This window comes from Gordonibacter pamelaeae, from assembly GCF_003340385.1.
GTDB classification, from domain to species: domain Bacteria; phylum Actinomycetota; class Coriobacteriia; order Coriobacteriales; family Eggerthellaceae; genus Gordonibacter; species Gordonibacter pamelaeae.
Genome location: NZ_PPTS01000003.1, coordinates 110,174 through 131,865, shown reverse-complemented (window position 1 = coordinate 131,865; position 21,692 = coordinate 110,174). Strand labels below are relative to the sequence as shown.

At 66.2% G+C, this 21,692-nt stretch carries 22 protein-coding genes and 1 pseudogene; 4 read left to right on the top strand and 19 right to left on the bottom strand.

Annotated elements, in window-relative coordinates:
• The first annotated feature begins 17 nt into the window (after positions 1-17).
• Positions 18-557, top strand: a complete 540-nt coding sequence (abiEi, locus tag C1877_RS05615; RefSeq protein WP_114568628.1) for a type IV toxin-antitoxin system AbiEi family antitoxin — start codon at positions 18-20, stop codon at positions 555-557.
• Complete coding sequence (locus C1877_RS05610; RefSeq protein WP_114568799.1) at positions 547-1,533, top strand: nucleotidyl transferase AbiEii/AbiGii toxin family protein; 987 nt, start codon at positions 547-549, stop codon at positions 1,531-1,533. The genes abiEi and C1877_RS05610 overlap by 11 nt, the downstream gene beginning before the upstream one ends.
• Positions 1,534-1,650: 117 nt before the next feature.
• Here C1877_RS05610 and C1877_RS15130 read toward each other — a convergent pair whose 3' ends face one another.
• Together C1877_RS15130 and C1877_RS05605 are read right to left on the bottom strand one after the other, a co-directional pair.
• The gene (locus tag C1877_RS15130; protein WP_147274514.1) at positions 1,651-2,439 is read right to left on the bottom strand and encodes a hypothetical protein; all 789 of its coding nucleotides are present in this window, start codon (positions 2,437-2,439) and stop codon (positions 1,651-1,653) included.
• 99 nt (positions 2,440-2,538) lie between these two features.
• A complete protein-coding gene (locus C1877_RS05605; RefSeq protein ID WP_244909802.1) occupies positions 2,539-2,889 on the bottom strand; it encodes an HNH endonuclease in 351 nt (116 codons plus the stop codon).
• Between the two features lie 1,109 nt (positions 2,890-3,998).
• Here C1877_RS05605 and C1877_RS05595 point away from each other — a divergent pair.
• A complete protein-coding gene (locus C1877_RS05595) occupies positions 3,999-4,406 on the top strand; it encodes an IS110 family transposase (RefSeq protein ID WP_114568627.1) in 408 nt (135 codons plus the stop codon).
• A pseudogene (locus C1877_RS15995) lies at positions 4,403-4,861 on the top strand (transposase); the annotation flags it as partial. The gene C1877_RS05595 and the pseudogene C1877_RS15995, both read left to right, overlap by 4 nt.
• Here the strand turns inward: C1877_RS15995 and istA are convergent.
• The 17 genes from istA to cbiD form a co-directional block, all read right to left on the bottom strand.
• Complete coding sequence (istA, locus tag C1877_RS05585) at positions 4,775-5,899, bottom strand: IS21 family transposase (protein ID WP_167536567.1); 1,125 nt, start codon at positions 5,897-5,899, stop codon at positions 4,775-4,777. The pseudogene C1877_RS15995 and the gene istA overlap by 87 nt on opposite strands.
• A gap of 157 nt (positions 5,900-6,056) precedes the next feature.
• Positions 6,057-6,830: a precorrin-6A reductase gene (cobK, locus tag C1877_RS05580; RefSeq protein ID WP_049783966.1), complete on the bottom strand. Its 774-nt coding sequence runs from the start codon at positions 6,828-6,830 to the stop codon at positions 6,057-6,059.
• A complete protein-coding gene (locus tag C1877_RS05575) occupies positions 6,827-7,468 on the bottom strand; it encodes a precorrin-8X methylmutase (RefSeq protein WP_015538672.1) in 642 nt (213 codons plus the stop codon). The genes cobK and C1877_RS05575 overlap by 4 nt, the downstream gene beginning before the upstream one ends.
• Positions 7,469-7,984 carry a cob(I)yrinic acid a,c-diamide adenosyltransferase gene (locus tag C1877_RS05570; RefSeq protein ID WP_015538671.1) on the bottom strand — a complete coding sequence of 172 codons (516 nt, stop codon included), beginning with the start codon at positions 7,982-7,984 and terminating at the stop codon, positions 7,469-7,471. It abuts the gene before it with no gap.
• On the bottom strand, positions 7,981-9,480 hold the full coding sequence (locus tag C1877_RS05565) for a cobyric acid synthase (RefSeq protein ID WP_227156063.1): 1,500 nt from the start codon (positions 9,478-9,480) through the stop codon (positions 7,981-7,983). The genes C1877_RS05570 and C1877_RS05565 overlap by 4 nt, the downstream gene beginning before the upstream one ends.
• On the bottom strand, positions 9,473-10,759 hold the full coding sequence (locus tag C1877_RS05560) for a pyridoxal phosphate-dependent aminotransferase (protein ID WP_114568625.1): 1,287 nt from the start codon (positions 10,757-10,759) through the stop codon (positions 9,473-9,475). The genes C1877_RS05565 and C1877_RS05560 overlap by 8 nt, the downstream gene beginning before the upstream one ends.
• Complete coding sequence (gene cbiB, locus C1877_RS05555; RefSeq protein WP_114568624.1) at positions 10,693-11,667, bottom strand: adenosylcobinamide-phosphate synthase CbiB; 975 nt, start codon at positions 11,665-11,667, stop codon at positions 10,693-10,695. Before cbiB ends, C1877_RS05560 begins: the two co-directional genes overlap by 67 nt.
• The gene (locus C1877_RS05550; RefSeq protein ID WP_197533049.1) at positions 11,667-12,623 is read right to left on the bottom strand and encodes a histidine phosphatase family protein; all 957 of its coding nucleotides are present in this window, start codon (positions 12,621-12,623) and stop codon (positions 11,667-11,669) included. Before C1877_RS05550 ends, cbiB begins: the two co-directional genes overlap by 1 nt.
• Before the next feature lie 41 nt (positions 12,624-12,664).
• The gene (gene cobS / locus C1877_RS05545; protein ID WP_041238701.1) at positions 12,665-13,432 is read right to left on the bottom strand and encodes an adenosylcobinamide-GDP ribazoletransferase; all 768 of its coding nucleotides are present in this window, start codon (positions 13,430-13,432) and stop codon (positions 12,665-12,667) included.
• Entirely contained in the window at positions 13,429-13,977 is a 549-nt protein-coding gene (locus C1877_RS05540; protein ID WP_114568797.1) for a bifunctional adenosylcobinamide kinase/adenosylcobinamide-phosphate guanylyltransferase, read from the bottom strand. The genes cobS and C1877_RS05540 overlap by 4 nt, the downstream gene beginning before the upstream one ends.
• On the bottom strand, positions 13,974-15,116 hold the full coding sequence (cobT, locus tag C1877_RS05535) for a nicotinate-nucleotide--dimethylbenzimidazole phosphoribosyltransferase (RefSeq protein WP_114568623.1): 1,143 nt from the start codon (positions 15,114-15,116) through the stop codon (positions 13,974-13,976). Before cobT ends, C1877_RS05540 begins: the two co-directional genes overlap by 4 nt.
• Positions 15,109-16,491 carry a cobyrinic acid a,c-diamide synthase CobB gene (locus tag C1877_RS05530; protein ID WP_206671494.1) on the bottom strand — a complete coding sequence of 461 codons (1,383 nt, stop codon included), beginning with the start codon at positions 16,489-16,491 and terminating at the stop codon, positions 15,109-15,111. Before C1877_RS05530 ends, cobT begins: the two co-directional genes overlap by 8 nt.
• The gene (gene cbiE / locus C1877_RS05525; protein WP_114568622.1) at positions 16,488-17,960 is read right to left on the bottom strand and encodes a precorrin-6y C5,15-methyltransferase (decarboxylating) subunit CbiE; all 1,473 of its coding nucleotides are present in this window, start codon (positions 17,958-17,960) and stop codon (positions 16,488-16,490) included. Before cbiE ends, C1877_RS05530 begins: the two co-directional genes overlap by 4 nt.
• Positions 17,948-18,691, bottom strand: coding sequence for a precorrin-3B C(17)-methyltransferase (gene cobJ / locus C1877_RS05520; RefSeq protein WP_015538669.1), 744 nt, complete (start codon positions 18,689-18,691; stop codon positions 17,948-17,950). The genes cbiE and cobJ overlap by 13 nt, the downstream gene beginning before the upstream one ends.
• Positions 18,691-19,824 (bottom strand): cobalt-precorrin 5A hydrolase, encoded by a 1,134-nt coding sequence (locus C1877_RS05515; RefSeq protein ID WP_015538668.1) that lies wholly within the window; start codon positions 19,822-19,824, stop codon positions 18,691-18,693. The genes cobJ and C1877_RS05515 overlap by 1 nt, the downstream gene beginning before the upstream one ends.
• Positions 19,825-20,514, bottom strand: coding sequence for a precorrin-2 C(20)-methyltransferase (cobI, locus tag C1877_RS05510; RefSeq protein ID WP_015538667.1), 690 nt, complete (start codon positions 20,512-20,514; stop codon positions 19,825-19,827).
• Positions 20,507-21,691 carry a cobalt-precorrin-5B (C(1))-methyltransferase CbiD gene (gene cbiD / locus C1877_RS05505; RefSeq protein ID WP_206671493.1) on the bottom strand — a complete coding sequence of 395 codons (1,185 nt, stop codon included), beginning with the start codon at positions 21,689-21,691 and terminating at the stop codon, positions 20,507-20,509. Before cbiD ends, cobI begins: the two co-directional genes overlap by 8 nt.
• Position 21,692 lies beyond the last annotated feature (1 nt).

Sequence of the window (21,692 nt, the reverse complement as noted above, 5' to 3'; positions counted from 1 at the left end):
GAGACAGGAGGGTTTCTGTGAAAAGCGTCGAGGCAATCAAGATTCTGCATGGGTGCGACCTGGAGGGCCGGATCCTTTTCCGCAGCCGCGAGCTGGGGGCCCTTTTCGGTGAGTCCGGCGATACGCTCCGCTCGACCATCAAGAGGCTCACCGTGGACGGCATCCTCGAGCGCATCGCCCATGACGCGTACCTCTACCTGCTTTTCCACCCCAACGGCTGCGACCTGCTCGGCCATATCGCGGCGTTCTTGCGCCCCGGCGAGGTCACCTATGAAAGCCTCGAGTCCGCGGCATCGCAGTGGGGCTTCATCTCGCAGATCCCGCTCGGACGCATCTCATGCGTGACGACGGGCGCGGAAGGTCTCGTCGATACCCGCTTCGGTGCCATCGAGTTCGTTCACACGAACGATGGTTTGAATGACGTCAAACGGGGAATACTCGACCGTATGCCGAGGAATCGGCTGCCGATCGCGACCGAGGAGCGCTGCCTGCACGACCTCGTCTCGAGGAAGCGCAGCCTGGAGCTTATCGATTGGGATGAAGTGGATGCTGATTGACCTTGAAGAACTTGCCGGGGAGATCGCCAGCAAGGTCGATGGCGCCGGGCTCACGCCCGTCATCGAAAAAGAAATCGTCCATTACGAGATCATCCGGTCCCTCGGGAGGAACGGTCTGCTTCAAGACATCACCTTTCAGGGCGGGACTTCACTGCGCCTCTGCTACGGATCGCAACGATATAGCGAAGACCTCGATTTCGTCGCCGGCGATAAGTTCGATTCGCTTCCCTTGGACGATTTCTCAAGGACTTTGCGCTGCGACCTGCTGAGATCCTACGATACCGAAGTGAGCGTCAGGGAACCGAAGGTCGTCAACGGTCTCGACGGCGTCGGGATGCGGAGGTGGACGGTTTCGGTAAACACCAACATCGCGCGCCCCGATTTGCCGAAACAGCGAATCAAGCTCGAGATCGCGTCCGTTCCGGCGCATACATCCACGGTCCGCCGCGTCGCGGTCAATTATCCCGAGCTCGCCGGAATGTACGACGACCTTACAATCCGGTGCCAGACACTCGAGGAAATCTTGGCCGATAAGCTGATCTCATTCTCCGCCACCGATACGCATATCAGGCATCGCGACCTCTGGGACATTCCCTGGATCGTCCGTGCGCAGGAAATCGACTTTTCTGCCGTAGCCGCACTCGTCGCGGCAAAGCACGATGACTACCGCTGTCCCGTGCCCCTTGCCAGAATGATCGCCGTCGGCATGCAACGAGCGCACGTCTGCTATGCCGACGGGTCATTCACCGGGCAGATGCAGCGTTTCCTATCCCCTGCCGTTCTCGACCGCACGCACGATTTCGATAACCACTGCGATGCCCTCAACGCTATCGTCGAAAGGTGCTACGGCCGCGTCGCCGCCTCCCTCGGCATCTCGGATCAGGTCGAGCGTGCAAGGCGCAGGCTCGCAACCGAGATATCGTCGGGATCGATTTCGGCCGCCGGCATGCCGAAAAGGAATCTTGTGCTTTCCTAAAGAGATGGGTGGAGGCTTTCCGCACTTCGTCGGGTGCAACCCAGTAGCCAAGACGGTTCTGGTTGCCGCCGGGTTACTTTCGTCGGGGTTCGGGCGGTTTTCGGGGAACTTTCCGATTTAATTGCTGATTGTTCTATAGTCGACTATTCCTTTACGGGTGGTTACTGGCGTTTCCTTATCTTCTATGCTTTCAGCTTTCTCAAATGAGTATTCATCATCTCTTGTCGGATCTTCCAAAATGAATTTCTCGACACCTTTTGCCATTCGACGAATCAAGCCTTCAAGATTGACTGTGCAACTATAGGAGCAGTTTGTCATCTCATCTATGCCTACTCCATCATGCCCATAACTGATAAGGAGGTTTTCAGGGTTTCCCGTCAAGCCCACCCCTATCGTTCTGTATGGGCTGAATTTGGCTCCATCTTTCTTTTTCTTTTTGTCTTTATCTTTGTCTTTATCTTTGGTTTCTTCTTTGCCTATGACCGACGAACCTGCATGGACTATCGAGCATCTGAGTTGATATAAATCTGCTGCCGTGAATATGCCTTCACTCTCGATGCATTTAAAATCTTCTGCAACCTCTTTTTGCGTTTTCTCCGGTGCGCGCTCTTTCTCTTTGGAACCTTTAGGTCTTTTCAGCTGGAGATATCTTGCACTCCAGGTTCGATAATCAGTGCCATCCAATCTCGAGCATATATCTGGAATCGTTAAAACCAAGGTAAGGGCAGCTATGACACACCCGCAATCGTACGCATCTTCGCATTCTTTAATGAGCCTGCTTGGCGAACGGTATATTACAGTGGGAAAGCCGCACTCATTTTCTATCGTTTTTACCTGTTCAACTAATTTGGGTTCCCATTTGTCAATCGCGTCTATGAGTTCTCGATCGTATTTGTCTGTTTGCATTGAGTTGCCTTTTCCTAGAGAGTCAATTGCCAGTTATTGATAGAGTTATTGATAGAGTTATTGATAGAGTTCTTGTATTTCTGCCATTCTATCGCGTGTTTATTCCAGGTAGCGGTTTCCCTTGCCGCAGTTGCAGACCTCACATAGGGTCTGGAGGTTGCCCATCACCGACTCGCCGCCGCGCGATACGGGAACGATATGGTCGACGTGGAGCTTCACGCCATCCTCGCGGCCTCGGCCGCAACGGACGCAGTGGAAGCCGTCGCGGTGAAGAACGTCGTAGTGCATCGCGCGGGTCACCTTGGCATGCTCGGCGTCGTTGGCCATACGGCGGTCTTGGTATGACTTCTTGCGGTGCAGGCGGAACATGGCGGTGATCACCTCCGATATGAACCAGATAGCGAAAATCATGCCGATGTACGGCTTCATGGCCTCTACCATTGCATCCATTTGCGATGCCTCTTTCTCTTTTCGTGGCGGTTATTCGTGCGGGTTGCGCCCGGTGTCCGGGCGCTGTGGCTGTCGGTCGCGGAGGAAACGATAGATTTCCTCCCCTATCCATCAGGTGCACAATTGCCCATCTTGTACCCGGAGGGGAGAAGATTTAATCGTTGAGCTGGAGGTTTATCGACCCTAGAAAGGCACCCGGTGTCCGGGTGCCTTTCTAGGGTCGATTTGGTTGTGGGCCCCGCCGATTTCCGGCGGAGCTGCGATACTGCCGCTATCGCTTTTTAGCCGAGTGCTCCTTGCTCCAGGTCGCACGGCATGAGTTGCTGCAAAATGAACGCTCGCCGCCCTGGGTTCCCGAGAGCACGGTCCGCATACATCTCCTGCAAGTCAGGAGGTAGCGGTCGGGATGGTCTCTGGCAAGTAACCACATGGCATCCATTATGTTTCTAGGCTTTTGCTCGGGCGCGATCTCGGCCATCTTCACACCGGAATATGCGACGCGCGGGCGAAAGAGCCTTCCGTCAAATGCCTGTAGCAGTCGGTTCGCTATCCGCATCTGATCTTTCACGGGCTTGACGCCGATATCTGAACTTACGACCAGATAGCACCATCTGTCCTCTTCCGGGCGGCCTTTGCGGTCGGTACCGTCGGGCTGTTTCGTCTCGAGCAAGGTGAGAAACCTGATGAACCCGTTCCCCTCGCCTTTCAGGCGATGATCGATGACAGGCCGCGTCGACGGTCTTTCGATGTCGACTAGGTCGGCGTAAAGGGGCCACGCCTTTCGGATATCGAGGGGCGCGTCGGAAATCGCCAGGGTATCTGTGCGGTAGGACACTGATAATGGGAATCGCGCTATCGACGAGGGCTATCGGTGAAAATGCGCATGAGCCGACGCGATGGCCCATTAAAGAACTGCCGTCGATTCCAGCGACTGGCCTCAACTCGAAGAGCCTCGCGTCGGCCCCGACCAAGGCCGGCCAATGGCCTAATAGGAGCATGGGCTCGAGCGCGTGGACCTAGCAACCCGCATGGTACAGCCCCCATCAGTGTTCTGTCTAGCCAGCCTTCGGTTCGGACCGTATCGCAAGCGTTGATCTGAAAGGCTGCGTATGAGCGAGTTGGAGAAAGACCTCGTCTTTGCCGGCGTCGACACCCACAAAGACACCCACACCCTCTGTCTCCTCGACCACATGGGGAGAGCGATCGGGACGTTCAGGTTCGCCGCGGACGCGAAAGGCTACGATGCCCTCGCCGGCAAGATAGGAGGCCCGGCAACGTGCGTCGGCGTCGGCGTCGAGGGGACCGGCTCGTACGGCGCCGGCTTGACGCGAAGGCTCCTTGAGCTTTGGTACTGCGTGTACGAGGTGATGGTGCCGGGAAGGGCGAGCGCAAGTCGGGCCGTCCGAAGAGCGATCCGGCCGACGCCGAGGTGGCGGCGCGGCAGGTTCTCGCCAGGGTCAACCTGTCGAAGCCCAAGGACCAGTCCGGATGGACGGAGGAACTCAGGCAGCTCATGATAGCCCGCGGTCGCCTCGTGCAGGCCACATCGGCCATGATAAACGCTGCGAAATCCCTGATAGTGACGGCGCCAGAGGACCTGAGAAGGTCGTTGGAGGGCCTTTCCAGGAAGAACCTCAGAAACGCTCTCTCGACGCTCGACCCCGCCGCCGGCGGCATCGTTATGGCCCTGGGGTCCTTGGGAAAAGCCTGGGATCTCCAGGATCGGGAGGCGGACGCCATCGAGGAGAGGATGAAGCGGGTTTTGGAGGCGAACGCCCCCGCCCTGCTCGCCATCTACGGCTGCGGCACCGTTACCGCCGCCGCCCTGGCCGTGGCTGGCGGAGGGAATCCCGAAAGGCTGAAAAGCGAGGCCGAGTTCGCCTCCCTATGCGGCGTCGCCCCGCTGCTGGCGAGCTCGGGCAAAACGGAGCGCCATCGCCTGAACAGAGGGGGCGACAGGCGCGCCAACAGGGCGCTTTACCAGATCGCGGTGACCAGGATGTCGTATGATCAGAGGACCAAGGATTACGTCGGGAAGCGCAAGCGCGACGGAAAGTCCAAGAAGGAGGCCATCAGGTGCCTCAAGCGCTACATCGCCCGCGAGGTGTTCCGGGCGTTGCGCAACCCGTTCGAAATCAAAGGGCCGTCGTGGAAGGATCTGCGCCCCGCAAGACAAGCTCTGGGCATTACTTTGGTGGAAGCGGGAAAGGCCCTCAACGTCGGATTCCAAAAGGTAAGCTACGCCGAGACCGGCCGTCTGATGAATGTCCAGTTCCTGGAAGAATACGATGCTTGGCTGAAATCTCAGGCGAAAAAAGCAAGTTGACATACATAGGAGCTTCGAGTAGGCGAACCCGTAGTGGGCGGCGAAGGCCGAGAACATCTCGGTGGTGCAGACGGCGTCGCCGACGCGGCGGCCCACGCCGGCAGCGTTGTCGAACAGGATGCGCCTGGGCACGCCCGCCACGTGCTCGAATATGTTGCGCAGCGCCTGGCACACGCACTCGGCGTTCTCGCCGGGGAACACCTGGGCGATGCCCACGTTCGAATAGGGGAACGTCATGACGAAGAAGCTCATGCGCGTGCGCACGCCGCCGACGTAGAAGTCGGCCTCGCCGAAGTCCGCCTGCGCGTCGCCCGGCTCCCAGTCGAGGTCGAGGTACTGCTCGCGGCTCGCGCCGCGCTCGAGCTTGATGCGCCTGACGTAGTTGCGCACGGTCGACTCGGCGACGTCGGCGCCGGCCTCGTCGCGCAGGCGGGCCCAGATGCGGCGGGCGGTGTGGCGCTGCTTGCGCCAGTTGCGCTCGTCCTCGTCGAGCCAACTCTCGATGAGCGGCCGGTAGCGGTCGAGCACGCTGCCCTTGGCGCGCGGGGCGGGCGGCCTCTGCGAGAGGTCGTCCATCGCGAGGTACTTGTAGACGGTGTCCCTGGAAACCTCGAGCTTCCTGGATATCTCGGCGATCGAGTCGCCCTCCATCCTGAGCTGGCGTATAGAATATGCCTTGGACATGCTGATCATTCCTTCCTGGCCTCCTTGGTCGATCTACGATGGCGATGACCAAGGTAACCGATTGGGGTGGTCGGCATGTTCGCTAGCGAAGTGTCGAAATCCTACGTAGCGATGTGTCGAGTTTTATCGTAGCGAATACAGCAGGCGCGGCGAGCGCCTAGCGCGCGAACTCCCGTAAGAGCGCGTCTTCCACTTCCCGAAGCGAAAGGGCCCCGCCTCCCTCGGCGGGACGGGCGACCACGATGCAGCGCGCTCCCGCGTCGCGCGCGGCGGCGAGCTTCTCGGCCGTGCCGCCTACGGTTCCCGAGTCCTTGGTCACAAGCCACTGGGCGCCCACCTGCCGAAGCATCGCCTCGTTGAGCTCGCGGGTGAAGGGCCCCTGCATGCCGATGACGTGCGACGGAGAAAACCCCGCGTCGATGCACTTCGTTATAGCGCCGGGCAGCGGGAGCACGCGCACGAAGAAGCGCTCCGCGAAATCGGCGACGCGCGTGTAGGGAGCAAGCTCCTTGCTCCCCGTCGTGAGAAGCGCGCGACCCGGGTTCTCGGAGAGAAAGCGCGCCGCGCAGGCGATCGACGCGACCGACACGACGCCTTTGGGCAGCGCCTCGGCCGGGCGCGCAAGGCGCAGGCATCGTGCACCCACGGCGAGCGAAGCGGCCCGGATGTTGCCGCTTGCGAGCGTAGCGAAGGGGTGCGTGGCGTCGACGATGATGCGCGCGCCGGAAAGCTCGCGCTCCATGTCGGCCTCGTCGAGCCTGCCCGCATGCACCTCGATACCCGGAAGCTCGCCCAAAAGCTCGCCTCCGTACTCGGTTGCCGCGTAGGCACGGGTGGGGATGCCCGCCCCGCTCGCCCATTCGCACAGAAGGCGGCCCTCGGTGGTGCCGGCGAAGATGCGCAGCGCCGGCGCGGATGCGGGCGCCGTCACTTCGGGCCGCCTGGGCGCGTGATCTGGTAGAGCAGCGCGTTCATAATGGCGGCCGCCACGGTCGAGCCGCCCTTGCGACCCCTCGCGACGATGGCCGGCACGCGTCGCGCGAGTAGCTCCTCTTTCGCCTCGACCACGTTCACAAACCCGACCGGCACCCCAACGACGAGCGCGGGCGCGATCTTCCCCGCGTCCATGAGCTCGGCGAGGCGCAGAAGTGCTGTGGGAGCGTTGCCGACGGCCACGATGAGCGGACCCTCGATGCCGCAAGCTTTGTCCATGCTCGCAACGGCGCGAGTCGTGCCCGCGGCGCGCGCAGCCGCGGCGACATCAGGGTCGGCCATGTAGCACACGGCCTTGCAGCCGAGCTTCGCGAGCGCGGGCTTGCTTATGCCTGCGAGCGCCATGTTCGTGTCGGTGAGCACCGTGGCCCCTGCGCGCAGTGCGTCGAGCGCGCAGTGCGCAGCGTCATGGGTGAACACGAGGGAATCGGCGTACGAGAAGTCGGCAGTGGTGTGGATGACGCGCTTCACGACGGGCTCTTCGAGCGGCGGGAACGTGCGGCCGCCGAGCTCTTCGGTGATGATCTCGAAGCTGCGCCGCTCGATGTCGCCGGGCGCCATCTCCTTGGAATCCATCTAGTACTCCACTCCTTCCCTTGCACATATCCCCTGCTCGTAGGGGTGTTTCTCGCACCGCATCTTGGTTATGTAGTCGGCCTTCTCCACGATCTTGCGGGAAGGCGCGCGCCCGGTGAGCGCTACTTCGACGCCGCGCGCGGACATATCGAGCGCGCGGTCCACGAGCGCCTCGTCGACAAGCCCCTTCGAAAGCGCGTCGAGCGCCTCGTCGAGCACGAGCAGCCCCTCCTGCGCGCCCTCGAGCTCGGCGAGCGCGGAAGCGAGGTTCCCATCGTGCAGCTCGCACGTCGCGGCAAGTTCTTCCGACGTCATCGACCAGGTAAACTTGTCCGACGCCTTCCCCGCGAACACGGGCACGCCGAAATGCTCGGCGAGCAGGCGCGCCTCCCCGCTTTCGCCGTCTTTCAGGAACTGCACGACGACGACGCGGCGGCCTGCGGCGAGCATGCGAAGGGCGAGGCCCATCGCCGCCGTGGTCTTGCCTTTGCCGTCGCCATGATACACGTGGATCATACGCCCTCCTCGATGATGCGGTAGACATACTCCATGTCGAGCGCCCCGCGCACGGCGTCGGCCAGGCGGTCGAACTCGCGCGCACGGTGATCGGCCGCGGACGCCGCGCCCGCAGCACCCACGACGCTCTCGGGCAGGCCGCGCATGCGCGCGAGCGAGCGCGCGAGGGCGAGCGCCACCCCCGGTTCGTCGAACAGGCCGTGGAGATAGGTTCCGAACACGTTTCCGCAGGCCGCGCCTTCCGGTTTGCCGCCAATCGTGCCCGCAGGGGCGCAGGAGACGGTCGTTTCGCCGTCGTGAATCTCGTACCCGCGCGCCGTCATGCCGTTCCACACCGAGAACGCGCCTTGGGCGCCCGTGATGCGCAGCTCCGACCGGGCGAGGCGCTTTTCCTCCTTGAACACCGTACTTGCGGGGATGAGCCCGAGCCCGCGCGCGGTGCCAGCGCCTTCCCTGCCGTGCGGGTCGGAAAGCTCGTCTCCCAAAAGCTGGTAGCCTCCGCATATGCCGAGCACCGGCGTGCCCGCGCCCGAAAGCGCGCGTACACAGGCTCCGATGCCGCTAGCCGCAAGCCAGCGCGCGTCGTCGAGCGTGGTCTTCGAGCCGGGGAGCACCACCAGGTCGGGTCGGCCCAGATCGGTCGTCGAGGAAACGTAGCGCACGCCCACGCCGGGCACGCGCGAAAGCGGGTCGAAGTCGGTGAAGTTCGACAGATGCGGAAGGCGCACGACGGCGACGTCGATGACGCCGCGCGCCTCGCGGGCAGATAGGCGCGGCGCGAGCGAGTCCTCGTCGTCCAGGTCGAGCGTAAGATACGGCACGACCCCCACGACGGGAACCCCGCACATCTTCTCGAGCGGGGCCAAACCCGGGCGCAGGATTTCCACATCGCCGCGGAACTTGTTCACCACAAGCCCCCGCAAAAGCGCGCGGTCCTCGGGCGCAAGGAGCGCGACCGTGCCGTAGAGCTGGGCAAACACCCCGCCTGGGTCGATGTCGCCCGCGAGCAGCACGGGGGAGGACACGGCGCGCGCGAGCCCCATGTTGACGATGTCGTTTTCGGCAAGGTTGATTTCGGCGGGGCTGCCGGCGCCCTCGATGACGATGACGTCGTTTTCCTCCGCGAGCGAATCGAACGCCTCCAAAATCTGCGGCATGAGCGCCTTCTTTCGCGCGAAGTAGTCCCTCGCAGCGAAGGCTCCCTGCGCCTTGCCGGCCACGATGAGCTGGCTTCGGTGGTCGCTTTCGGGCTTGAGCAGGATGGGGTTCATGCGCACGTCGGGCGCGATGCCGCACGCCTCGGCCTGCATGATCTGGGCGCGCCCCATCTCGAGTCCGTCGGCCGTGACACCGCTGTTGAGCGCCATGTTCTGGCTCTTGAAGGGAGTCACGCGCAGGCCGTCCTGCGAAAGCACGCGGCACAGCCCCGCCGCAAGCAGGCTCTTCCCCGCGTTCGACATGGTGCCCTGGATCATGATGGGCTTCGCCCTACCCACGGGTATCGACCTCCTTCGCCGAGCCTCGGCCATCCGCGCCCGCCATAGCGCCGCTGCAAGAAGCGCCGCCCCGTTCGTCGGGTTCGCCTTCGCCCGATGCGCCTTCCGCCCGAAGCGCGCGGCTGAACGCCATCGCAAGCCGAGCGTTCTCCTTGCGCGTGCGCACCGCGACGCGGCACCAGAAACGGGACAGTACCGAAAACGAGTCGCACGTGCGGACCAAAACCCCCTGATTATACAGGCGCTCGGGGATGTCTTTCGCCGGCGTGCGGACTAAAAGGAAGTTCGCATCCGACGGCACGACGGAAAGCCCGAGCGAGGAGAGCTCGTGGGAAAGCCACGCTCGCTCGCCCGCCAATACATCGCGCGTGCGCGAGACGTATTCGACGTCTTCCAGGGCGGCGATGCCCGCAGCCTCGGCGACCGAGGAGACGGGCCACGCCTGCCCCGCCCGGCGAATCCCCTCGATGAGTTGGGCGTTTCCGCTGATCAGATATCCCAACCGCAACCCCGCCATTCCGTAGAGTTTGGTGAACGCGGAGAGCACGGCCACATGGCGCGAACACGCGGCGCGTGCGGCCACGCTCCTTTCGCGGGCGTCGGGCGCAAATCCGAGGAAGCACTCGTCCACGACGAGCAGCGCGCCCGCCTGCTCGCAGCGGCAAGCCGCGGCATCGATCACGCGGGGGTCGACGAGGCGCCCCGTCGGGTTGTTCGGATTGCAGAGGTACGCCACATCTCCCGGCCCCTCGATCGCGCGGGCGAAGGAGGCGGGCACGTCGAAGCCGTCCGCTTCGGAGAGCGGGAACTCCTGCACGCATGCGCCGTAGTACGATGCCGCCTCCGCATATTCAGAGAACGTCGGCGCGCACACGACGATGCGTTTCGGGCGCACCGCCGCGGCGAGCCGCCAGATGATGTCGGACGCGCCCGCGCCGCAGACGATAGCATCTTCGGGAACGCCCTGGGCGCGCGCTAGGGCGCGAACGAGGGCGAGGCTTTCCCTATCGGGGTAGGCGTCGATTCGAGAAAGCGCCTTGCAAGCTGCGGCGACGGCGCGCGGCGAGGGGCCTGCCGGATTCACGTTCACCGAGAAGTCAATGAGGTCGGAGGCGCCCCCTTCGCAAGCGATGCCGAGCGATTGCGCGCTGCCCCCATGCGCACGGGCGCGCAGGATCCCCCCAGCAGCCCGGGGCGCGGCGTGGTCTTCCCTCACGCCATCGCCCCCACGGCGAGCACGACCGCCGCGCGCGCGGCGCCGAAGACGACGAGCGCGCATACGGACGCGGCGAGCATGAGCCTTGTCGCCCGGGCGATGTCGCCCCACTCGATTTCGCGGGACGCGTCGCCTATCGTCGGTTTCTCAACGAGCTTGCCGAAATACACCGCGGGTCCTGCCAGGCGCAGCCCGAGCGCGCCCGCGCACGCTGACTCGGTCTGCGCCGCGTTCGGGCTCGCATGGCGACGCCTGTCGCGGCGCCAGATGCGCGCCGCCCCGCGCGCGTCGAGCCCGACGATCGGGCACACGGCGATCATGAGCAGGGCCGATAAGCGCGAGGGAATCCAGTTCGCCGCATCGTCGAGGCGCGCCGAGGCGCAGCCGAAGTCGATGTAGCGCTCGTTTTTGTAGCCCACCATGCTGTCGAGCGTGTTCACCGCCTTGTACGCCATGCCCAAGGGCGCACCCCCGATCATAAGGTAGAAAAGCGGCGCGATGACGCCGTCGCTCGCGTTCTCCGCCACCGTTTCCACGACGGCGCGCGCGACGCCCTGCTCGTCGAGAACAGACGTGTCGCGTCCCACGATGAGCCCGACGGCTTCGCGCGCCGCGACAAGGCCGCCCTTCGAGAACGCGCGGGCCACGGCCAGGCTCTGGCGGCGCAGCTCGCATGCCGCGAGAATCTGATAGCTCGTCCATGCCTCGGCCACGAAGCGCAAGCCGGAGTGAACCATGCCGCAAAGATGCAGGATTCCCCAGGTCAAAAGCCCACACGCAAGCGGAAGCGCCACGGCGAGCACAAGCCCTGCGGCGCGCGTGCCCGCGGACGTTTGCGGGAATGCGCCCCGCAGGCGGCCTTCGGCCCACGTGATCGCGCGCCCCATGGCGACGACGGGATGGGGAAGCCAGCGCGGGTCGCCGAAGGCAAGGTCGGCCGCGAACCCGGCGGCGACGGCAAGAATCGTCATCACCGGGCATCGCCCCCCGAAGCGGGGCGAACGTCGCGAAGGCAGCGCCCATCCCAGGTGGCGGCCCATGCGCCACCCGGCTCGGTATGCACGTCGAAGTATCCCATTTTCGGGACAGCTAGCTCGGAGAGCAGCGCTTTCACGGTACCCGCGTGAACGACGAAGACGGCGCGCCCACTCCCCTGGGCGCGCTCCGATTCGCACACCTCCCGAAACGCCGCGACGACGCGGCGGGTGAAATCGCTCTTGCCCTCGCCATGCGGGCAGCGCGTCTCGCACCAGGAGTCTACCCAGGCGCGGTAGCGCGCATCCTCTTTAAGCTCGGCGGCGCTTCGCCCCTCGAAGTCGCCGAAATCCATCTCGCGCAGACCGGGGCACGCCATAAGCTCCGCGTTCGGAAAGAGGATGCGCGCCGTCTGGTCGGTGCGGGCCATGCCGCTCGTGATAACACGGAACACGTCACGATCGCACGCGAGGTCGCGCAAAGCGCGCTCGCCCGCGCTCGACAGGGGCTCGTCGGCGCCCGCCCCGCTGTAGCGATGGTCTTCCGTGCCCGCCGTGGCACCATGGCGTACAAAGACGACTTCCAAAGGCGCGCCCGCGCCCTGCGTCCCTCGAGGCGCATCGGCAAGGTTTCCTTTGATAACCTGGGGAATCCCGCACGTCATGCGCACGACGACGTCGGCGCGCGCAGCGAGCGCGCATCCCAGGCGCCCCGCGCGCTCGCGCCATTGGGCGTCTTCCGCACGCATGGGGACGACCCCCGAGCCGACCAAGGGCAGAATCACTGCGTCGAAGCCGATCAGCCGCTCGAGCGCCCGGTCAGCGTCGAGCGCGCGTACGAGTTCCTCAGCACGGTACGCGACGCGGCCGGCAAAAGCCGCGGGCACGCCGCCCTCCGCAAGCTGCGCCGCGTCGACGAAATCGTCCGCCGCGAACCCGAGCTTTTCGCGCACGAAGGTCCTCTTCCCCGAATGCGCGCCACCTACCACGAGCATCATAGGAGCATGCCCCCCGCCACCAGCACGGCGAGCATCGCGAGCTCGGCCCATTGCAGAAACCATCCGGCCAAATCCCCCGTCACCCCGCCGAAGCGGGCCAGGGCAACATGGCGGTACCACGCGAGCGCCAAAAGCCCCGCCACCGCCATAAGGGCGCCGACGGCCTGAGCGCACGCGACCATCCCTGCAGCCGAAGCCGCAGCGAAAGCGCAAAGCGGCACGACGATCGCCGCGCGCTTCTTCGCAGGCGAGAGCCCCGCGGCCATGCCGTCCGCCCGCGCGGCAGGCCAGCATTCAACGGCGAGCCCCGAAAGCGCGCGGGAGAACACGAGCGAGCACAGAAGCGCGAGGAACGCCCCCGCCGTAAGCGGCAGCGCGGTGAACAGGGAAAACTGCAGAATAAGGTACACGACAACACCGATGACCCCGAAGGCGCCCGCCCGCGGGTCGTGCATGATCTCGAGCTTTCGCTCGCGCGGGGCCCAACTTGCAAGCGCATCGGAGGTGTCGCAGAGCCCGTCTAGGTGGATGCCTCCCGTCACCGCCACAGGCAGCGCCACGAGCACGGCCGCGACGATGGTCGCGGGCACGCCGAGCAGGTTCGCCATGTGCCCCCACGCCGTCATGAGGAAGCCTTCCGCAAGGCCCACCAGGGGAAACGCGGCAAGCGCATGGGTTGACCCGAAATCGGTCCAGGCCGATTTCGGGACGGGGATGCGCGAGAACGTTCCGAACGCCGCGCCGATCGCCTCCGCTATCTTCACCTTGCAGGTCCTTCGCCTTTCATCCACACGGGAATCCCGCATACCACTTCGACTGCGCGGTCGGCCAGCGCCGCCACGCCCGCGTTCACGCGCGCGAGCGCGCGCCTCCATGCCTCGGTCCCCTCATCATAGCGCATCCCATCGGCGAACACGTCGACGGTGACCACCACCGTATACGCAGCGGCCTGAGCGAGCCGTTCGATGCCTCCGAGCACCTCGCGCGCCGTAGCATCGGGGTCACGTGGGGACAAGCCGCCTTCCGCGAAGAGCTCGTTCGCAACCAGGTTGCCCACGTCCTCCAAAAGAAGCGTGCAGCCGCGCGGAAGCCCGGGCACTGCGGCGCCCACGTCACGCGTGCGCTCGAGGGTGGAAAACCCCTTGCCCTCGCGCAGCGCCCGATGGCGCGCGATGCGGCGGGCGCCCTCTCCCCCGAAGGGCTCCATCGTTGCCAGGTACACGCGGGGGCCGTCGTGCCCGAGGCACAGGGACTCGGCGTAGGCGCTCTTGCCGCTCGCGGCGGCGCCGATGACGAGCGTCACCGTCATTTCCCGGCCTCGAAATGCTCGTAAGCAGCCATGCCAGTCGCCGTGAACGTCTTCCCATCCCGGTACACGCGCAGCGCCGAATCCAGAAGGGGCAGATACGCCATGGCGCCCGCGCCCTCGCCCAAGTGCATGCCTGCGTCGAGGGGTGCCTTTATGCCGAGCTCGCGAAGGAGCTCCTGGCTTGCGGGTTCGCTTGATGCGTGGGTGCCCACGAGGTAGCCCAAGGCGTTGGGGCACAGGCGCGCCGCGCACAGGGCCGCCGCGCAGGATATGACCCCGTCGAGGAGCGCCGGCGCCTTCGAGGCCGCGGCCCCCAGGTAGAAGCCGCACATCGCCGCGATGTCGAAGCCGCCCACCTTCGAGAGCACGTCGATCGGGTCGGCGGGATCGGGCGAATTCGCGTCGATAGCGCGCTTGACCACGTCGCGCTTGCGCGCGAGCGAGGCGTCCGAGAGCCCCGCGCCGCGCCCGACGAAGCTCCGCGCGTCCGCCCGGAGGAGCACTGCGGCCACCGCCGCCGAGGTGGTCGTGTTGCCGATGCCCATCTCGCCCGCGGCGAGAAGGCGCACGCCGGCGCGGGCAAGCCCGCACGCGACGGCGATTCCGACCTCGATCGCGCGCACGGCCCCATCGCGAGACATAGCGGGGCCGTGCGCGATGTTGCCGCTCCCCCGCCGCACGTTCGCGCGCACCATGCGCGCGTCTTCTATGCCCCGGGCCATGCCCACGTCGACGGGCACGACCTCGGCACCCGCGAACGCCGCCATGCGGCAGGCGCTCGTGGCCCCCTCGCACATGTTGCGCGCGACGGCTCGCGTCACGTCTTGCCCGCTTTGCGACACGCCTTCGGCAACGACCCCGTTGTCGGAGAAGAATACCGCGAGCGCACGGGGAAACTCGGCCACCTCGGCGCTCCCCTGAGCTGCGGCGATACACGCGACGGCGTCTTCAAAGTCGCCCAATCCCCCCAAGGGGTGCGCGATGGAGTCCCACGCGGCGTACGCGGCGGCGCGGGCGCACTCGTCTGCGGGCGCGATCCGGGAGAGCGCGGCTTCGAGCACGGCGCCAGGCGCCGATGAGAACGCACGCTCGACTTCCTCGCGGATGCAGGCAAGCGCGGTTTCGGTTGCTTCAGCCATGCCGTCTCCTCTCTGCGAACGACGCTGCGGCAGACGCGAACGCGCGCGCAACGTCGGGGTTCGCAGGATAGTACACATGCGGGAAGCCCGCCACCAGGGACGGAGTGGTCGTCATGCACGGCCAGCCCTTGTCGCGCCGGGGCTTCTGCGCCCAGAAGTCGCCGCCCGGGCAGGTGGACTGCCAGTAGTGGAACTCGTGCGCGCGGATGCGTGTGCCGCGCGGCCCGTAGAGCCCGTCGCGTTGGGAAGTGAGCTCCACGTACCCGAAATGGGACAGCCTTCCCCCGTTCTCGCTTGCGCCCTCAAGGGCGCCCGCAACAGGCCAGCGCCGCCCCTCGCTATCGGCGATTTCGCGCTGCAGGTACAGAAACCCACCGCATTCGGCGACCGTCGGCATGCCGGATTCCACCGCGCGCCGCACCGCCTCGCGCATCGGCGCGTTCTCGGAGAGCTGCCGCGCATGGAGCTCCGGGTAGCCGCCCCCCAGATAGAGGGCGCTTGTCCCCCGGGGCAACCCGCTATCACACAGGGGACTGAAAAAGGCCAGCTCGCAACCCAGGTCCTCGAGCGCGCGCAGGTTCTCCTCGTAGTAGAACGAGAACGCCTCGTCACGCGCGACGGCGACGATGGGCCGCGCTCCCGCGATCGGCTCCAACCGGTAAGGTTCCTCGCGGATATCGGGTGCCGTCGCCGCTATTTCGAGCAAGCGGTCGACGTCGACGCTCTTTTCCACCAGCTCGGCCATCTTGTCGATGCGCGCGGAGAGCTGCTCGACCTCGTCGGCGGTCACAAGCCCCAGATGCCGGCTTTCGAGCGAAAACGCCTCGTCGGCGGGGATATTCCCCAAAACCGCGACGCCCGTGTGCTTCTCGATCGCAGGCGCCGCGTAGGCGCAGGCAGCGGCGCTCGTCTTGTTCAGCACGACGCCGCGCACGTTCGCACAAGGCAGGAACTCGGCGATACCGCGGATTACGGCGGCGAGCGATAAAGACGCCCCGCGCCCGTTCACCACTAAAACGACCGGCGTTTCCGTGTCGCGCGCAACCTGGTAGCTGCTCGCGTCGGCCACGCCGGGCGCCATGCCGTCGTAGAAGCCCATGACCCCCTCGAGCACCGCGACATCCGCGCCCGCGGCGCCGCGTGCGAGCAGGGCGCGCAGCGTCGGGGCGTCGGTGAAGAAGCCGTCTAAGTTGCCCGAGCGCGCGCCCACGACGCGGCGATGAAAGAGCGGGTCAATGTAGTCGGGGCCGCATTTGAAGGCCGCGCATGCAAGGCCGCGGCGCGCGAGCGCGCGCAGGAGCGCGCACGTTACGACCGTCTTGCCGCTCCCGCTCGAGGGCGCAGCGACCATGAAGTGCGGGATGGACGTGCTCACCGGGCGCCGCCTTCCCCATCTGCGGCGTTGCAGTTAGCAAGCGAGACCACCTCAACGGATGGGTTCCCCTCGGCAGAGGGGTCCTCCCCGACAGGCGACTCAGCAAGCGCCCCGACTTCGGCAAGCTCCTCGGCATCCGCGCCCGCACCACGCGCGCTGACGAGGAACACGGGGTTTTGCGCCTTCATAAGATGGTGCGAGCCTACAGCCTCGGCGCGGGCGGCAGACACCTGGCACGCCTCGAACCCCTTAAAGCGCGAACCCGAGAGGAGCGCGCACGCCTCGGTGAGCGTCTCAACGGTGACGCATGGCACGCACAGGCGAACCTGCGAGTTCTTCTCGAGCGCCGCCTCCACGATGGAGGGAAGCTCGCCCGCGCTCCCGCCGACGAACACGGCGTCGGGGACGGGCAGTTTCGCGAGCGCTTCGGGGGCGACACCGGGGACCGCATGCACGTTGCCGCACCCGAATGCATCCGCGTTCTCTCGGATGAGCCGCACGCCGGCCGCGTTGCGCTCGACCGCCCATACCGACCCCGCTCGCGCGACGAGCGCCGCCTCGATCGACACGCTCCCCGTGCCGGCGCCGACGTCCCACACGGTGTCGGTCGCGGCAAGGCGCAGCTTCGCGAGCGCGACGGCGCGCACCTCCTGCTTGGTCATGGGAACGTCGCCGCGGATGAAGAGCTCGTCGGGAATGCCCGAGGAAGCGTACGGCCAGCGGGAGCTCGCGGCGCGGGATGCGCCCGCAGAGTCCGCCGCGGAAGAAGCCGCCGCGGGCGCAGACGCGCCGGCCGGCGCCTCGGAGGCTGCGCTAGAGCCCGCGGGCGACCCGGCGCCGCCTGCGAACTCGATAAGCATCACGTTCAAGTCGTCGAACGTCTGACCTGCGATTTCACTTGCGGTCGCGCAGGTGATGCGCTCGTCGGGGTACGACAGGCGCTCGGCCACCGTCACGCGCGCGTCCCCGAAGCCCGCCTGCACAAGCTCGCCCGAAAGCCGCGAGGGGTCTTCCCCGCCCGACGTGGCGAGGAAGAGCTCACCTGCGCGCTCGGCCTCGGCCACGATGTCGCACGCCACGCCGTGAGCGCTCGCGAAGCGCCAATCCTGCCATGGACGCGCGAGGTGCGCGGCGAGATACGACGCTGAGCTTATGCCGGGAACGACGCGCACGTCCACCTGCGCGTCGCCGGAGAGCGCCTCCACCAGGCGGCGCGCGCCGCTGAACAGCCCCACATCGCCCGTCATCACGACCACGGCGCGCTGCCACGACGCCACATCGGTGAGCGCGGCGACGATGTCCGCCGTCTTCACGAGCTCGCATCTCACCACGTCGGGCGGCACGTCGATGCCGGCAAGCGCGCGATGAGCGCCGATGACCACGTCGGCGATGTCGATCGCATCGAGCGCCGCGCGCGAGAGCAAATCGGGGTTTCCGGGCCCCGCCCCGATGATCGTTACCTTTCGCATGGAATCTCCCGATACCCGCGCGGCGTGACCATACGGCCGCCTACGCGCTTCGTGTCCGCGTTGCCGACGAACACGGTGGTGAACATGTCGGCGTCGAACTCCCCCAGCTCGGAGAGCCTGCACATGCCCGACTGCTGCCCCTCGCGCCCGATGTTGCGTACCCAGCCGCAGAGCGTGTCGGGGGCCTTCCATTCGAGCATGATCCTCGCCGCGCGCGAGAGCCTGTCGGCGCGCTTTCTGCTGCGCGGGTTGTACAAACAGATGCAGAAGTCGGCGCTCGCCACGGCGGCGAGCCTGCGCTCGATGACCTCCCACGGCGTGAGCAGGTCGGAGAGCGACACGACCGCGAAGTCGTGGGCAAGCGGGGCGCCGAGCACCGCCGACCCGCTCTGAGCCGCGGTGGCCCCGGCGATAACTTCCACGTCTACATCGGGGTAGTCCTCCGCAAGCTCCAGCACGGGGCTCGCCATGCCGTACACGCCCGCGTCACCGCTGCACACGAGCGCCACGGCCTCTCCGCTCTGCGCGCGCGAAAGCGCCAGGCGGCACCGTTCGACCTCGTGCATCATCGGCGTCGCGAGATGCGCCGCGTCGGGCACGGCGGCGAGCGCAAGCTCCACGTATTTCGTGTACCCCACAACGATGTCGGCCGCCTCGAGCGCGCGCCGGGCCGCAATCGTCATGCCGTCGGGGCCGCCCGGGCCGATCCCCACCACGAAGAGATTTCCCATCACCGCTCCTTAAACGAAAGTTCGATAGTTACCTTGGAAAACGCGACGGTCACGCCGCCGTGAGCGAGCTTCGGGAAGATAAGTTTGCCCCCGTCCGCGAGCGCCGCGCGCTCGCACACGTTGTCGACCCCCACCGTCGCGCGCACGAAATCAGATGGCGAAACGCTGCCTTCGACCTGCGACAACTCCTCTGCGGAATACGTCGCAAGCGAGATATTGCGCGCGCGGCAGAAGGCGAGCAGACCCTCCTCGTGCGCCTTCACGTCGATCGTCGCCGCCTCGCGCACGGCCGAAGGCGAGATACCCGCCTGCCCGCACGCGAGAAGAAACGCCTCCTCGATCGCTTCGGCGCACGCACCGCGACGGCACCCTATGCCCGCAACGATGCAGGGCACGACAAGGCGAAGCGGCTCGGGCGCAGGCGCCTGCGCCCGCACGCCCGCCGGCTTCCCCGTCTCACCGGCGGGCATGACCTCGCCCGTTGTCTCCGCCGCGCGAACGGACGCACCTGCATTCGCGCCAGCGAACGGCGACACGACGATATCGGCCCGAGCGCGGTCGGACGCAATGTCAACCCCCTCAGGCGGCTGTCCCGAAATCGGCATGTCGGAATAGAGCGCCACGCGCCCGCCCGAAAGCAGCCGCGCCGACACTCGCTTGATGGCCTCGGGATTCGAAACGGCGAGCCCCGCACAGCGCGCCCACGTATCCACCGCCCACACGCCGCGGACGTCGGTCGCCGTGGTGATGACGGGGATGGCCCCTGCCGCGCGTGCCACAGTTTGCGCAAGCTCGTTCGCACCGCCCAAATGTCCCGACAAAAGCGGGACGGCAAAGCGCCCCGCCTCGTCGATCGCCACAACCGCGGGATCGCTTGCCTTCGAGGCGACATGCGGCGCGATCGCCCGCACGGCGATGCCCGCCGCGCCCACGAACAGAAGCGCGTCCGACGCTTCCCACGCGAGCGCCGTCCATGCGCGCAGGTCGACCTTCCCCTCGCCGAACCCGCGCGAAACGGAAACGCCCCAGCCAGGGTCATCTTCACCCGTCTGCGCGCAATCGGAAAGCGCGCGTGCGGTGCGCTCCGCTAACGCATACCCCCTCTCAGTGAACGCTATGCAGGAAACCCTCATCTAGCGCACCACCATCGTCGAGAAGTAGCTGCCCCGATCGGGCACATCGTCGAGCGAGCGGTACACGCGCTCGCTCGGAAGCCCACAGTCCTCTACGAGCTCGGCACCGTCGAAGGCGCCCTCCTCGCGAAGGATGCGCTTCGTGTCCGCAAGCGAGCGGCGCGCCTTCATGACCACCTTCGTCCCCGGCCAGCCGATTGCGCGGCGCACGTCGTCGTAGCCGCCGGGCACGATGTGCAGAGGCGACGACATCTCGGGCGTGAGGTCGCGCTCGAGCGCCGCGGCGACCGCGCAGAAGCTCGGCACGCCGGGAATGGCGCGCGCCTCGAACCCGCGGGCGCGCACGTCGGGCGCTATGCGCTGGAAGGTGGCGTAGATGCTCGGGTCCCCCAGGTTCAGCAGCGCGACGTCGCGGACCGCATCCAGGTGCGCGACAAGCTCGCGAACAAGCGAGGCATGCTCAGCCGCGCGGCGCTCGGCGTCGCGCGTCATCGAGAATCGCACGGGGATCACCGTCTTGCCTGTAAGGTCAACGGCGCCGCGCACGATGTCGAGCGCGACCATGACCCCGTCCGCCGTCTGCGGTGCGGCGATGACCGGACACGATTCGATTGTGCGGACGGCCTTGATCGTGAGCAGCTCGGGGTCGCCAGGCCCCGTGCCCACCCCGTACAGCACGCCTTTACTCATACGTCGCCCCCAATTCCCCGATAACTGCATCGGCGCCCGACGTGCGGAAAAGCTCGCGGCGCTCGGCGTCGAACACGACCGCGGCGATGTCGCATGCGCCCGCCGCGCGGCGGCGCAACCTGTCCTCGATTGCCGCAGCGAGCGAGGCGCGCGCGGCGTCCCCCACGCCGGCGGCCTCGATTACCTCGAGCGCCGCCGTGGTCGTGACCGACGACATGATCTCGCGCACGGTCTTCGCGCCCGCGCCGGCCAAGGCCGCGTGGGCGGCCAGAATCTCCGCGCGGCAGTCGGCGGTACGCGAATGGGTGTCCATGATGCCGCCCGCGACCTTCACCAGCTTGCCGATGTGTCCCACAAGAAGGACATTGGTAAATCCCTCGCGAACGCAGCAATCAATCGCATCGCCCACGAAGTTGGAGATGACGACCACCGGCGCACCGTTTAGGTGGAAATGCCCCGAGATGAACTGCTCGCCGTAGTTGCCGGGCGTGAGCACGACTCCGCGCCGCCCCATAGCCGCATGCTGCCGGATCTCGAGCTCGATGCTGTCGCGCAAGGCAGCGAGGCTGCGCGGCTCGACGATGCCCGTCGTGCCCAGGATGGAGATGCCGTCCTCTATCCCCAGGTGCGGGTTGAAGGTCTTTTCGGCAAGGGCAACACCCTCGGGTACCGAAATCGTCACAGCGATATTTCCAGAAGAGCCGTGCGCGGCGCACACCTCGCGCACCGCCGAAGCGATCATCGCGCGCGGCGTCGCGTTGATGGCGGCCGCCCCCACCGGCTGCTCGAGCCCGGGCAACGTCACGCGCCCCACGCCCACGCCGCCATCGACGGAAACTTCCGATTCGCGCGCGGGCACGCCCTTGCTGCCCGCAGCGCCCGTGCCCGACCCCGCATGTTCCACGCGCGCGTACACGAGCACGCCGTCGGTCACATCGGCATCGTCGCCTGCGTCCTTTCGCACGGCGCACTGGGCGCACCCCTCGCCGATGCATGCGTCGACCACGTCCGCCTCGACGGGCAGCCCGCCGGGGGTGACGATCGACACGCGGCCGACGGGCTTTCGTGACAAGAGCATCTCGCAGGCCGCCTTCGCCGCGAGCGCGGCGCAGCTCCCCGTGGTGTAGCCGCAGCGCAGGCGGGTCGTCCCGGTATATATGTAGTGCTCGAAGGCCACG

Bases quoted from the DNA above. Each gene is read 5' to 3' on its own strand.
- C1877_RS05575 (WP_015538672.1), bottom strand. From the start codon at position 7,468: ATGGATTCCAAGGAGATGGCGCCCGGCGACATCGAGCGGCGCAGCTTC.
- C1877_RS05610 (WP_114568799.1), top strand. From the start codon at position 547: ATGCTGATTGACCTTGAAGAACTTGCCGGGGAGATCGCCAGCAAGGTC.
- C1877_RS05540 (WP_114568797.1), bottom strand. From the start codon at position 13,977: ATGACGGTGACGCTCGTCATCGGCGCCGCCGCGAGCGGCAAGAGCGCC.
- C1877_RS05560 (WP_114568625.1), bottom strand. From the start codon at position 10,759: ATGCGCGCTCGTCGTCTTCGGCGCCGCGCGCGCGGCGGTCGTGCTCGC.
- C1877_RS05570 (WP_015538671.1), bottom strand. From the start codon at position 7,984: ATGATCCACGTGTATCATGGCGACGGCAAAGGCAAGACCACGGCGGCG.
- C1877_RS05595 (WP_114568627.1), top strand. From the start codon at position 3,999: ATGAGCGAGTTGGAGAAAGACCTCGTCTTTGCCGGCGTCGACACCCAC.
- istA (WP_167536567.1), bottom strand. From the start codon at position 5,899: ATGTCCAAGGCATATTCTATACGCCAGCTCAGGATGGAGGGCGACTCG.
- cbiB (WP_114568624.1), bottom strand. From the start codon at position 11,667: ATGACGATTCTTGCCGTCGCCGCCGGGTTCGCGGCCGACCTTGCCTTC.
- C1877_RS05515 (WP_015538668.1), bottom strand. From the start codon at position 19,824: ATGAGGGTTTCCTGCATAGCGTTCACTGAGAGGGGGTATGCGTTAGCG.
- cbiE (WP_114568622.1), bottom strand. From the start codon at position 17,960: ATGCGAAAGGTAACGATCATCGGGGCGGGGCCCGGAAACCCCGATTTG.
- cobJ (WP_015538669.1), bottom strand. From the start codon at position 18,691: ATGGGAAATCTCTTCGTGGTGGGGATCGGCCCGGGCGGCCCCGACGGC.
- cobI (WP_015538667.1), bottom strand. From the start codon at position 20,514: ATGAGTAAAGGCGTGCTGTACGGGGTGGGCACGGGGCCTGGCGACCCC.
- cobT (WP_114568623.1), bottom strand. From the start codon at position 15,116: ATGGCTGAAGCAACCGAAACCGCGCTTGCCTGCATCCGCGAGGAAGTC.
- C1877_RS05605 (WP_244909802.1), bottom strand. From the start codon at position 2,889: ATGGATGCAATGGTAGAGGCCATGAAGCCGTACATCGGCATGATTTTC.
- C1877_RS15130 (WP_147274514.1), bottom strand. From the start codon at position 2,439: ATGCAAACAGACAAATACGATCGAGAACTCATAGACGCGATTGACAAA.